This window comes from Streptomyces sp. NPDC017529, assembly GCF_044329785.1.
Taxonomy (GTDB): domain Bacteria; phylum Actinomycetota; class Actinomycetes; order Streptomycetales; family Streptomycetaceae; genus Streptomyces.
Window position 1 is genome coordinate 197,663 of sequence record NZ_JBIRJY010000009.1, and the last position, 11,519, is coordinate 209,181.

The 11,519-nt window shown below is 69.9% G+C and carries 13 protein-coding genes and 1 tRNA gene; 9 read left to right on the plus strand and 5 right to left on the minus strand.

Annotated elements, in window-relative coordinates; genetic code table 11:
• Positions 1-56: 56 nt before the first annotated feature.
• Together ACH4K4_RS23875 and ACH4K4_RS23880 are read right to left on the minus strand one after the other, a co-directional pair.
• On the minus strand, positions 57-2,600 hold the full coding sequence (locus tag ACH4K4_RS23875) for an ABC transporter permease (protein WP_398169867.1): 2,544 nt from the start codon (positions 2,598-2,600) through the stop codon (positions 57-59).
• Positions 2,601-2,647: 47 nt separating this feature from the next.
• Complete coding sequence (locus tag ACH4K4_RS23880; protein ID WP_398169869.1) at positions 2,648-3,427, minus strand: ABC transporter ATP-binding protein; 780 nt, start codon at positions 3,425-3,427, stop codon at positions 2,648-2,650.
• A 426-nt stretch (positions 3,428-3,853) separates the two neighbouring features.
• Here ACH4K4_RS23880 and ACH4K4_RS23885 point away from each other — a divergent pair.
• Positions 3,854-3,935, plus strand: a tRNA-Leu gene (locus tag ACH4K4_RS23885).
• Between the two features lie 45 nt (positions 3,936-3,980).
• Here ACH4K4_RS23885 and ACH4K4_RS23890 read toward each other — a convergent pair.
• Positions 3,981-4,475 (minus strand): STAS domain-containing protein, encoded by a 495-nt coding sequence (locus tag ACH4K4_RS23890; protein ID WP_398169871.1) that lies wholly within the window; start codon positions 4,473-4,475, stop codon positions 3,981-3,983.
• 293 nt (positions 4,476-4,768) lie between these two features.
• Between ACH4K4_RS23890 and ACH4K4_RS23895 the strand changes: the two genes are divergently transcribed.
• The 7 genes from ACH4K4_RS23895 (at position 4,769) to ACH4K4_RS23925 (ending at position 9,393) form a co-directional block, all read left to right on the plus strand.
• Positions 4,769-5,062, plus strand: a complete 294-nt coding sequence (locus tag ACH4K4_RS23895) for a hypothetical protein (RefSeq protein ID WP_398169873.1) — start codon at positions 4,769-4,771, stop codon at positions 5,060-5,062.
• Between the two features lie 421 nt (positions 5,063-5,483).
• Positions 5,484-5,885: a rodlin gene (locus tag ACH4K4_RS23900; protein ID WP_398169875.1), complete on the plus strand. Its 402-nt coding sequence runs from the start codon at positions 5,484-5,486 to the stop codon at positions 5,883-5,885.
• A gap of 287 nt (positions 5,886-6,172) precedes the next feature.
• Positions 6,173-6,406: a chaplin gene (locus ACH4K4_RS23905; protein ID WP_360127043.1), complete on the plus strand. Its 234-nt coding sequence runs from the start codon at positions 6,173-6,175 to the stop codon at positions 6,404-6,406.
• A gap of 234 nt (positions 6,407-6,640) precedes the next feature.
• Positions 6,641-6,949, plus strand: a complete 309-nt coding sequence (locus ACH4K4_RS23910) for a hypothetical protein (RefSeq protein ID WP_398169877.1) — start codon at positions 6,641-6,643, stop codon at positions 6,947-6,949.
• 214 nt (positions 6,950-7,163) lie between these two features.
• Entirely contained in the window at positions 7,164-7,565 is a 402-nt protein-coding gene (locus ACH4K4_RS23915; RefSeq protein ID WP_398169878.1) for a rodlin, read from the plus strand.
• Positions 7,566-7,888: 323 nt separating this feature from the next.
• Positions 7,889-8,287, plus strand: coding sequence for a rodlin (locus tag ACH4K4_RS23920; RefSeq protein ID WP_398169880.1), 399 nt, complete (start codon positions 7,889-7,891; stop codon positions 8,285-8,287).
• A 254-nt stretch (positions 8,288-8,541) separates the two neighbouring features.
• Positions 8,542-9,393, plus strand: coding sequence for a Bax inhibitor-1/YccA family protein (locus ACH4K4_RS23925; RefSeq protein ID WP_398169882.1), 852 nt, complete (start codon positions 8,542-8,544; stop codon positions 9,391-9,393).
• A gap of 89 nt (positions 9,394-9,482) precedes the next feature.
• Here the strand turns inward: ACH4K4_RS23925 and ACH4K4_RS23930 are convergent, their stop codons facing one another.
• Positions 9,483-9,710, minus strand: coding sequence for a DUF4287 domain-containing protein (locus ACH4K4_RS23930; RefSeq protein WP_360127029.1), 228 nt, complete (start codon positions 9,708-9,710; stop codon positions 9,483-9,485).
• A 98-nt stretch (positions 9,711-9,808) separates the two neighbouring features.
• On the opposite strand from ACH4K4_RS23930, the gene ACH4K4_RS23935 reads away from it, so the two are divergent.
• A complete protein-coding gene (locus ACH4K4_RS23935) occupies positions 9,809-10,123 on the plus strand; it encodes a hypothetical protein (RefSeq protein WP_398169884.1) in 315 nt (104 codons plus the stop codon).
• A gap of 35 nt (positions 10,124-10,158) precedes the next feature.
• On the opposite strand, the gene ACH4K4_RS23940 is transcribed toward ACH4K4_RS23935, so the two are convergent.
• Entirely contained in the window at positions 10,159-11,052 is an 894-nt protein-coding gene (locus ACH4K4_RS23940; RefSeq protein ID WP_398169886.1) for a hypothetical protein, read from the minus strand.
• Positions 11,053-11,519 lie beyond the last annotated feature (467 nt).

Consider the following 11,519-nt stretch of genomic DNA (forward strand, 5'->3'; position numbering starts at 1 on the left):
GTGCCAGGGCCGCTCGAAGCGGCCCTGGCACCGGGGTTCTCGCGTCGCGCCGGCCGCTACTCGGCCTTGATGGACGCCAGCATGTCGAGCCGCGCGGCGCGGCGGGCCGGCCACAGCGCGGCCAGCATCCCGACCACCGCGGCGAGCGCCAGGAAGATGCCCATACGGCCCCACGGGAGCACCAGCTCGTAGGTGGCCATCGAGCTGCCGATCAGCTCACCGGCCGCCCAGCCGAAGAAGACGCCCAAGCCGATGCCGAGGACCCCGCCGAACAGCGCGATCACCAGCGACTCCAGCCGCACCATCCGCTTGATGCCGGCCCGGTCCAGCCCGATGGCCCGCAGCATCCCGATCTCCTGCGACCGTTCGAAGACCGACATGGCCAGGGTGTTGACCACGCCGAGCACCGCGACGACCACCGCCATGGCGAGCAGCCCGTAGAGCATGTTCAGCATCAGGTTGATCATCTTCGCGATGCCCTCGGACACGTCCTTCTTGTCCTGGACGGAGATCGCCGGGTTCTTGCCGAGCGCCTCGACCAGGGCGTCCTTGGTGGCGTCGGTCGCACCGCCCTTGGTCTTGACCATCACCCGCATGTCGGTGGCGTGCTTCTGGTGCGGGGCCAGCACGGAGGTGTCGAGCAGGATGCCGCGCAGCATGTCGCTGCCCTCGAAGACGCCGGAGACGGTGAGCCGGCCCTTCTTGCCGTCCTCGAAGGTCGTCTCGAAGGACGAGCCGACCTGCCAGCCGTGCTGCTTGGCGGTGCCGCTGTCGACGACCGCCCGGTTCGCCTTCGGGGTGCCGAGCCCGTCGAGGGAGCCCGCGGTGAACTTCAGGTTCGTCAGCTCGCCGATCGCCTTGCCGTCGACCCCGGTCAGGGACTCCCTCTCGCCGCCGATCCGGGCGGCGGCGTTGCGCAGCGGGCTGGAGGCGGTGACCTCGGGGACGGCCGCCAGGGTCTTCGCCACGTCGGGGGAGAGCGGGCCCATGGTGGCCATGCCGACGACGTAGTCCGCCTTCAGGGCGTCGGTCGCCATCTTGTCGACGCCCTTCTGGACACTGCCCGCGATCACGGTCAGGCCGGTGACCAGGGTGAGGCCGATCATCAGGGCGGAGGCGGTGGCGGCCGTACGGCGCGGGTTGCGCACCGCGTTCTGCCGGGCCAGCTTGCCCGAGATGCCGAAGGCGCGCAGGACGGGCGCGGCGGCCGCGATCAGGGGGCGGGACAGCAGCGGGGTCAGCACGAAGACGCCGATCAGCAGCAGCCCGGCGCCCAGGCTCATCAGTGCCTTGCCCGCGTCGGAGCCGACGGCGACGGCGCCCAGGACGCAGGCGGTGCCCGCCGCGGCCAGGACCGCGCCGATGGCGTTGCGTACCACCAGGGACTTCGTGGTGGCTGCCGCGTGCACGCTGTTCATCGCGGCGACCGGCGGGATCTTCGCGGCGCGGCGGCCCGGCAGCCAGGCGGCGAGCACCGTGACCACGGTGCCCACCAGCAGTGAGACGACGACGGTGGAGGGGGCGACGACCAGCGGGCCTTCCGGAACGGTGCCGAGGGCGCCGGTGAGCGCGCGCAGTCCGGCGCCGATGCCGATGCCGGCCAGCAGGCCGGTGACGGCGGCCACCGCGCCGACCACGAACGCCTCGATGAGCACCGAGCGGGTGACCTGGCGGCGGCTGGCGCCGACGGCGCGCATCAGGGCCAGTTCCTTGGTGCGCTGGGCGACGAGCATGGTGAAGGTGTTGGCGATGATGAAGATGCCGACGAACAGCGCGATACCGGCGAAGACCAGCAGGCCGGTCTTCATGCTGTCCATGCTCTTGGCGATCATCTCGGCCTGGTCGTCGGCCAGTTTCTTGCCGGTGACGGCCTCGGCGGTGTCCGGCAGCACCTTGTCGACCGCCGCCTTCAGCGCGTCCTGGGACGTGCCGGGCGCGGCCTTGACGTCGATCTCGCTGAACTCGCCGGGCGCGGCGAACAGCCGCTGCGCCGTCGCGGTGTCGAACAGCGCGAGGGTGCCGCCCGCGGCGACCGCGCCGTCGTCGGTGGTGAAGACGCCGGAGACCTTCGCCTCGCGGACCGGTCCGTCGACGGACAGCCGTACGGTGTCGCCGACCTTGTAGCCGGTCTTCTGCGCGGTCCCGGAGTCCAGGGCGACCTGGTTCGGCCCCCTGGGCGCGGTCCCGGACGTCATCGGGAAGCGGGCGTCCTTGCCGTCCGGCCCGGGGTAGTAGTTGCGGCCCTGGGAGCTGGCGCCGTTGCCGGCCAGCTTGCCCTTCTTGTCGGCGATGGCGGTGAACCCGTCGACGGTGCCGGTGGCGCCGGCCGCGCCGGGAACCTTGCCGGCCTTGTCGAGGAGGGCCTGGCTCAGCCCGGGGGCCTTGCCGGGGTCGGCGTCGGCGGCGTCCGAGCGGTGCGGCTGGACGGCCACGTCGACGCCGTCGAAGCCCTTCTGCGAGCTGTTCTGCGTGGCGTCGGAGAGGGTGGAGGTGAAGACCAGGGTGCCGGAGACGAAGGCCACGCCGAGCATGACGGCGAGGACGGTCATCAGCAGCCGGGCCTTGTGCGCGAGCACGTTGCGCAAGGCGGTACGGAACATGTGTCGGTCCTGTGGGAGTGGGGCGGTGGGCTGGCTGCCGGTACGGGTCAGCTGACCCGGCCCCGGGCGTCGAAGCCCTTCATGCGTTCCAGCACCCGGTCGGCGGTCGGGTCGGCCATGTCGTCGACGATCCGGCCGTCGGCGAGGAAGACGACCCGGTCCGCGTAGGCGGCGGCGACCGGGTCGTGGGTGACCATGACGACGGTCTGGCCCAGTTCGCGTACGGAGTTGCGCAGGAAGCCCAGCACCTCGGCGCCGGAGCGGGAGTCGAGGTTGCCGGTGGGCTCGTCGGCGAAGATGATCTCGGGCCGGGAGGCCAGCGCGCGGGCCACCGCGACGCGCTGCTGCTGGCCGCCGGAGAGCTGGCCGGGCCGGTGCTTGAGCCGCCCCGAGAGGCCGACGGTCTCGACGACCCGGTCCAGCCACTGCCGGTCGGGCTTGCGGCCCGCGATGTCCATCGGCAGCGTGATGTTCTCCAGCGCGGTCAGCGTCGGCAGCAGGTTGAACGCCTGGAAGACGAAGCCGATCTTGTCGCGGCGCAGCTGCGTGAGCTTCTTGTCCTTCAGGCCGTTCAGCTCGGTACCGCCGATCACGGCCGAGCCGCGGGATATCGCGTCCAGCCCGGCCATGCAGTGCATGAGCGTCGACTTGCCGGACCCGGAGGGGCCCATGATCGCGGTGAACTCGGCCTGCCGGAATTCCACGGACACGGCATCCAGGGCGACCACCTGGGTCTCGCCCTGTCCGTAGACCTTGGTGAGATCCGTGGCGCGTGCGGCCACCGTGGCGCGGGTGGCGGTGGGAACGCCGGTGTGGGGGGTGGTCACGGGAAGGGACTCCTGTCGAACGTCGGGACCGTCGGGGCCGGAGAGACGCGGCCTTTTCCATCGTGGGGGAGAGTCCGGTACGCCAACGTCAGCCCCAGAGGGGGTCCTGGGGCATGCCTGCGAGGTAGCCGCCCGGCCGTCGGTCATCCCTGGGTATGACGGCGACCCTGAGGCGGCAGGGCGCCGAGGGGGCGCTCGCGGGGGCGTGTGCACGGCGTCGAGTTTCCGTCAATCCGGACACGGGGACCCGCGGCCGCCGGAACGGCGGGGGTGGGCCGCAGGCATGTGCCGAAGGCCCGTACCAGCCGCTGATGCTCCCTCAGTTGCCAATAAAATAAGACAACCTCGGGAAGACGGACCCCTGTTCAGACGGTACTGCGGGCTAGGCTCGTGCTGCCCCCTTTGAGGCGGCATGGGGGATCCCAGGCCCGGATGGTGGAATGCAGACACGGCGAGCTTAAACCTCGCTGGCCTTCGGGCCGTGCCGGTTCAAGTCCGGCTCCGGGCACAGCACATGAGGGCCGGACGCCGTGGCGCGGCGGGGCCGGAGGTGTCAGCGCGGCCGTTCCCGATCGTACGGCCGGTGCGCGTCCCCGTCACCGGTCTTGACGTCGTCACTGCCGTCACCGCCGCCGGGCGCCGCGCCGTCGGACGCCGCGCCACCGGGCGGCCAGGCCGGGCGGACCTCCGGCGGGACGGCGGCCAGCGCGTGGCCCACGGTCGGGAAGCAGGACAGCGCCTCCACGGTACGGGTGACCAGCAGGACGTGCAGGACGCGCACGCCCAGCGAGGCGAGCAGCAGCCTCCCCTGCATGCGCCGGCACAGCCACTCCAGGGCGAGCAGGCAGTTCAGTCCCCGGGAGTCGCAGAAGCGCAGCGCGGTGAGGTCCAGCACCAGGAACCGGTGCCCGGCCGCGATCACGGCCCCGGACTCGTCCAGGAACTCCCGCTCCGCGTGCACGTCCAGTTCCCCGGCAACCCGGAGCACCGCGCACTCCCCGGCGTCGACGACCGTGGTGATCGTCAGGTTCCGCCTGCCTTGGGACATCGCTCCTCCACGTGTGCGCCCGGACGCGGCCGGCCTCCCGGGACGGGGCCGCCGCCTTTGCCCAGTGTGCCGGGCGGGGCGTCCGTCCTACCGGCGCCCGCTCGCGCCGGTGCGGCGCACGGTGCGAATGCGCAGGGCTGTAGATAGCGCAAGCATTTCCAGGGGGGAAACGCTGGTGCTGCAAATGGTCGCACTTCGGACCCGAACAGATATATCACATGGCACCGCGTGTTCGATCACATACGGCGCGGTAGACATCCGGTGTCACATTTCTGCGCACGAGGAGAGAAAGCATGCGCAAGTTCATCGGTCGTACCGCCGGCTCGGTCGCCATCGCCGCCCTTGCCATCGTCCCGCTCTCGGGCATGGCCTCCGCCGCGTCCTGGGGGGACGACGCGCCGCGCCTCACCGCCGGTAACAACTGCGGTGCCAAGTACGGCAAGTTCCGTTGTGACCGTGTGCACAAGGAGCACAACGAGTACAACGACAACAAGGCGTACACGTACAACGACAACGACACGTACAAGTTCAAGTACAAGAAGAACGTCACCAAGGTCGGCCTGGCGATCGGCAACGTCGAGCAGTGAGCCGGCTTTCGCGGGACGGCCGGCGCGGCGCGCCGCCGACCCGCTGAGACCAGGGAAAGGCCCCGTGTGCCGCGGGGCCTTTCCTGCTGTCCGGAACCGGCCGGGCCTTTCCCCGGGCGGCTCCGGAACGGCGGCCCGGTATCCGTGTACGGAAAATTGTGGCAGAGGTATTCGCGAACCGCATGCCGTGCGGCGCGGCCGGCCGTCGCGTTGTCCGTGCAATGGTCTTCGCACAAAAGTGCCCCGCAGGGCGGCCGGCCTCTGCGGGGTTTTTGCCATGCTCACTTCCAGGCGCTCGGCAGTGCGGTGATATGTGTCTACGGTTTCGTGGCATTCGGGTGAACCGGCGAAACTGAACTGGCGGACGCGAGTTGTCCAGGACGCTCCGGAAACGGGCACTCCGCTTCGAGAAGGGTGAATCGTGATCAAGAAGTTCCTGGCCACGACGGCCGTAGCTGCGTCCATCGTCGGCGTCTCGGCCATGGCGGCTCCGCAGGCCATGGCGGTCGGCGACGGGCGCGGAACGTCGACCGCCAACGGCAACGGCGCGGGGCAGGCTTTCGGTAACTCCGACACCGAGGGCGACATGTCCCCGCAGCTGAGCCTGATCGAGGGCACGCTCAACAAGCCCTGCATCGGCATCCCGATCACCAACGTCCAGAACATCGTGGCCCTGGTCAACATCGGCGTACAGGACATCCTGTCCTCGGACCAGAACCAGCAGTGTGTCGAGAACTCGACCGAGACCCAGGGTGACCAGCCGCTGTCGCACATCATCGACAAGCTCCCGCTGCTGTCCGAAAACGGCGTCAACAACAGCTGAGCCGGACCGTTGCAAAAGGCCCGGGACGTCGGTTCTCTCCTCCTGAACGACCCGGGCCTTAGCGCTTTGTGAAAGAGCGCAAGCTGTACCCGCATTACCCCACTCTTCTATACCGGCCCGCGCTGAACCATCCGGGCGATTCCTCGTGAAAATCGACTTCGCAAGGGTTTCGTCGGCGCGGCCGAATCGTTACGAATATTGGTAGCGGTGTTACGGGCATTCGTGAGGGCGCCCGTGCGGCACGAAGGACGTGACCGTTTCGGACTCCGCTGCGGAAAGGGCTGAAAGTGAAGTACGCGAAGGTTGCCGCAGTCGCTGCTGGAACGCTCATGGTGGCCGGGGCCGCCGCTCCGGCGTTCGCCGACGCGGGTACCTCGGGCGCCGCCCAGAACTCTCCCGGCGTCCTCTCCGGCAACGTCCTCCAGATTCCGATCCACATCCCGGTCAACCTCTGCGGGAACTCGATCGACATCATCGGGCTGCTGAACCCGGCGTTCGGCAACACCTGCGTCAACGACTGACGTACCGCGTCGGACGGGTAGCAGAGGATGAAGCGAAAGGCCCCGGCGCGCCAGCCAAGCGTGCCGGGGCCGCTCGCCGTTCGAGGGGCCGGGCAGGGCGCGAAGCCGTCGGTGTTTCCCTTTTGGGCCGGTCTCGTTAATCACTGAAACAAAGCGGTGATCCGGGCAGTGCCGGTAATGGGAGCGCGGTGCGCTACCGCGGGGACATCACCGCTCAGGAAAGGACAGCTGAAAGTGAAGTACGCGAAGACCGCTGTGTTTCTGGCCGGTTCCGCCATGGCCCTGGCCGCGGCGTCGCCCGCTTTCGCCGGCGCCCCGGGGAAGGTGCCGAGTTTCAGCCTGAACGGTGGCCTTGCGGACGCCCTGACCAACAAGCAGCTGGACGGCCGGCAGCTCGACCCGGTGGTCAAGACCGTCGAGAACACGACCACCGAACTGCAGGAGTCCCGCGCCACCGCGAAATTGCTGCACACCGTGGGGGACGTCACCGAATCCTCGCCGCCGCTCAAGGGCATCGAGGTGGCCAAGCCGTCCGGTAAGTAGATGTCGCCGCCGTGTGGTGCGGCGGGCGGAGCGCGGCCGATTCCCGGGGCGTCGCGAAGGGACCGGACGGCAGGTGCGACAGCCGCCACGAATACGGCCGTCCCGGTCGGTTGTGCGCCAAATCATTTGAGTGATGTAGCAAAACCAAGCTCGTCACACCGAGTTGTTCAGACTGCCCCGGGTAAAGGGCATCCCGAAACGCGAAGGATCAAACATGATCAAGAAGGCGCTGGCAACAGCGGCCACGGCTGCTTCCTTTGTCGGTATCGCGGCCGCCGCCGCCCCGCAGGCGGCGGCCGTCGGTGACGGCCGTAGCGTCAGCACGATCAACGGCAACGGTGCGGCCCAGACCTACGGCAACTTCTCCACGCAGGGGGACATGAGCCCGCAGTTCGCGCTCATCCAGGGCTCCTTCAACAAGCCCTGCATCGCGGTGCCGATCCAGGACGTGCAGAACGTCGTGGGTCTGGTCAACATCGGTGTGCAGGACCTCCTGTCCTCGGACCAGACCCAGCAGTGTGTCGAGAATTCGTCCCAGGTCCAGGGCGACGGGGCGCTGTCGCACCTCATCGACAAGCTCCCGGTGCTGTCCGGGAACGGCACCAACAACGAGTGAGCCACTCCGTCGCTGCGTGACCGGGGCCAGGGCCCGTGGTGCCGCCGACCGGCGCCGCGGGCCCTTTGCCGCCTTTTCTGGCGTATCGCGGCCACGCGGGCGGCGGGCCTGCGGGAGATCCTGCGCTTTCGGAATTCGGCGTACCGGGAGAATCAACTCCGTAACCGGCTCCCGGCGGCCGGCTCGGAAGAGTGGAATAACAGGTCCGTGAACTGGAATGTCGATCTGTTCGGGTGATGATGCGCAACTTTCCCGGCCGTGGCGGGTTGTTGCTTACAGGGCTCCCTTCGACATGGGAGTTCATTTCCTGAAGGGGTTTCGAGATGAACAAGATGATGGCGAGCGTGGCGGTTGCCGCGTCTCTGATCGGTATCTCCGCGGCTGCGGTTCCGCAGGCCATGGCGGTGGGGGACGACCGCAGGACCGGGACTGCCAACGGCAACCACTCGGCCCAGGCGTTCGGCAACGGCGGCACCGAGGGCGACATGAGCCCGGACGCCACGCTCATCGGCGACTCGCTGAACAAGCTGTGCATCGGTGTGCCGATCACGAACGTGCAGAACATCGTGGCCCTGGTCAACGTCGGCGTGCAGGACATCCTGTCCTCGGACCAGCACCAGCAGTGTGTCGAGAACTCGACGGAGTCCCAGGAGGACCAGGCGCTGTCGCACCTCATCGACAAGTTGCCGCTGCTCTCCCAGAACGGCACGAACAACCAGTGATCCGTTGACGGCCGGGCACCGGCCGGAGCGAACCGCCGAGGGACCGCGCGCCACCCGCGTGCGGTCCCTCGGCGGCGTCCGGGCACCTTCGCGGCCCCTCGTACGTCCTACAGGGGAGATCAACCGGACGTCGTTCGCGTGCGGGACCGGTCACTCACGGTTCGGGTGAAGATCCTGCTCAAGAACTAGAACGTCCTTTTGCCAAGCTATTACCCTTGTGGGAAGGCCGCGCCCCGCGGCCATGGAGGAGTGAGATGAGGAGCAGCAACCCGGTCTTCTCGCGACGGGGGTTCAGCCGCGACAACAACGGCTACGCGGGCTTCAACGCGCCGCCGCAGGCCGGGGGCCCCGCAGCGAACCCTTACGCCGGAACGAACCCGTACGCCCAGGGCCCCGCCGACGCGTACGCGCAGGGCACCCAGGCGCCGCAGTACACGCCGCAGACCCGTCCGATGACGATGGACGACGTCGTGCTGCGCACCGGCATGACGCTCGGCACGGTGATCGCCGGTGCGGCCGTCGGCTGGATCTTCCTGACCAAGAGCCTCGGCTTCGCCGTCGCCGCCGGGCTGATCGCGATGGTGCTGGCGTTCGTCCAGTCCTTCAAGCGCAAGCCCTCGCCGGCCCTGATCCTGACCTACGCCGCGTTCGAGGGCCTGTTCCTCGGCGCGCTCAGCGGCGCGATCAACGACATCCCGAAGCTCAGCGGCGCGCCCATGCAGGCCGTGATGGGCACGATGGCGGTCTTCGTCGCCATGCTCGTCGCGTACAAGACCCGCATCGTGCGGGTGACCGCCCGCTTCACGCGGTTCCTGATGATCGCGATGCTCGGCTTCGTGCTGCTGTCGTTCGTCAACGTGCTGTTCATGGCCTTCGGCGGCGGTGACGGCCTCGGCTTCCGCAGCGGCGGCCTGGGCATCCTGTTCGGCGTGGTCGGCGTCGTCCTCGGCGCGCTCTGCCTGGCCCTGGACTTCAAGCAGGTCGAGGACGGCATCGCGTACGGCGCGCCGCGCGAGGAGTCCTGGCTGGCCGCGTTCGGCCTGACGGTGACCCTGGTGTGGATCTACACCGAGCTGCTGCGGCTGATCTCGATCCTGAGGGACTGACGCCCCGGCGTCCGGCACGGTGACGTGACGTGACGAAGGGCCCGTGGGGAGCTTCCCACGGGCCCTTCGGTGTTTTCGGCGGGCACGGGTCAGAACTTGCGCGCCGCGCGCCTGAGGTCGTACTCGTGGACGATCGCCTTGGCGTGGCCGTAAGCGAGGTTGTGCTCGCCCCGGAGCCAGCTGACCTTCTCCTCGAAGCGGAAGAGAGCGGGGCCTTCATCTACGGTGCGAAGCCAGTCGGAGACTTCGCGGCCGGTGCAGTGGGGGATGCGGGAGAGCAGGTTCCGGTGGGTCTCTTCGGAGAAGAGTTGAGACATCGGCGCCTCCGGACGCGTTCGATGCTGGTCCTTCAGCCCACCGTGCCTGACCGTTGGGGTGTTGGCAACCACCCGGGAGTGGCGCATAAGCTCGGCCTGTGCTTGACGTGACGCCCCTGCAAACCGCCGTAGACGCCCTCGCCGACCGCCTGAGGGCGCTGCCGCAGAGCACCCTGGCGCGCGGTCGCGCGGCCGAAGCGCTGGCGCTCGCGCGCGACTTGGCGGCGAGGGCGCAGCGGGTCGAGTTCCCGGCCCGGGAGCCGTACGAGCTGCCGGACGCCGGGATGTTCGCGGTCGGTGACCAAGTGGCGGTGGCCGGGCACGACTTGGCGGAGGCGGTGCGCGCCGCGGGGGACGAGCGGGAACTCGCGGCGGCGGTGGAGCTGGTGCGGGGGGCCGCGGCGCGCTGCTGAGGCCCCCCGGGGAACGGCCGCTTCCGGCCGGATCCTCAGAGGGACGCGATGACGCGGTCCGCGAGGATGTAGACGCTGTCGGCGGTGGCGGGGCCCCAGGAGAAGGTCAGGGCGTAGGCGCCGGAGATGCCGGAGCCGCCCAGGAGGACCGGGGCGCTGCCCTCGCGCAGGGCCGTGGCGACGCGCTCGGCGGTCTCCCGGTGGCCGGGGGTCATGCAGATCGTGGTGCCGTCGGTGAAGACGTAGACGTCCAGGGTGCCGAGCGGGCCGGGGCGGACGTCCGCGAGCGGGGTGCGGTCGCGGGCCAGCTCCTCCAGGCGCGTCACGGTGCGCTCGTGGTCCCCGATGGCGGGGGACGGGGTGAAGTCGGGGTGCGAGGGGTGGCGCCGGCGGGCGGCGGCCAGCTCGGCGGACTCGGTCTCCTCGACCGGCTCGCTCTCCAGCGCGTCCACCGGCTCCAGGGCGTCCGCCTCGTGCGGCGCGTCCGGGCCGAGCAGCGCCTCCAGGCCGGCCAGGTCCGCCTGCCGGGGCAGGAAGAACGGGTCGTCCAGCCGCTCGTGCGCGTCGAAGTCGGTGCCGCCGTCCAGCGGGCCCAGCAGGGACGGGGCGTCGGCGGCGTCCCGGGCCTCCTGGGCGGCCCAGAAGGCGCGGGCCTCGGCCAGTTCGCGCTCCCGCTCCTCGGCCAGCGCGTCGGCGACGGCCGCCCGTATGTCGGCGAGCCGTGTCTCGGCGGCCGGGGCGGCGCGGGCGGCGGGGATCGCGGCGGCCTGCGCACGGGCCTCGGAGCGCGCCTCGGCGTGCGCGGCGAGGAGTTCGGCGCGCAGCTCGGTGACCTGGCGGCGCAGCGCGTGGGCGGTGTACAGGGCGGCCGCTCCCAGGGTCACGGCGACCGCCGCGGCCAGCAGCAGGGCAAGAGTGATGGCGCTCACTGACGTACTCCCATTAGCAGAATGTCCCCCGACTTCCTACATCAGCCTGCCGGTTGTCGGCGACCGGGCCCAGTGCCTCAGGGCCTGTGAAGGACGGGGATTTGGACCTGGTGCATTTGGGTGACACCGCGCTGACCTGCGGGGGAGTGGTGCTCCGAGGGGTTTGGTCACAATCCTGGGGGAGATTTGGTAGCGATCTTGTGAACCGGTGATCCAGGTCACGGACTGTCGCTCTGCGTACGCCAGTTGGGACGCAGGGTGCGGGTGGGGCGCTCATGGGGGGCGTACGGGCACGCACCGTCACGGAAGCGTGCAGCGTCCGCCGGGCGGCCGGCCGTCCTGGCCCGGTGGCGGGGGGGCCCCCCCCCCCCCGGGGGGGCCCCCCCCCCCCCCCCGCCCCCCCGCCCGCGGCTTCACAAGCGCCGGCCCCGCACCCCCCCCCCCCCCACCAGACACACCCCGCCAGG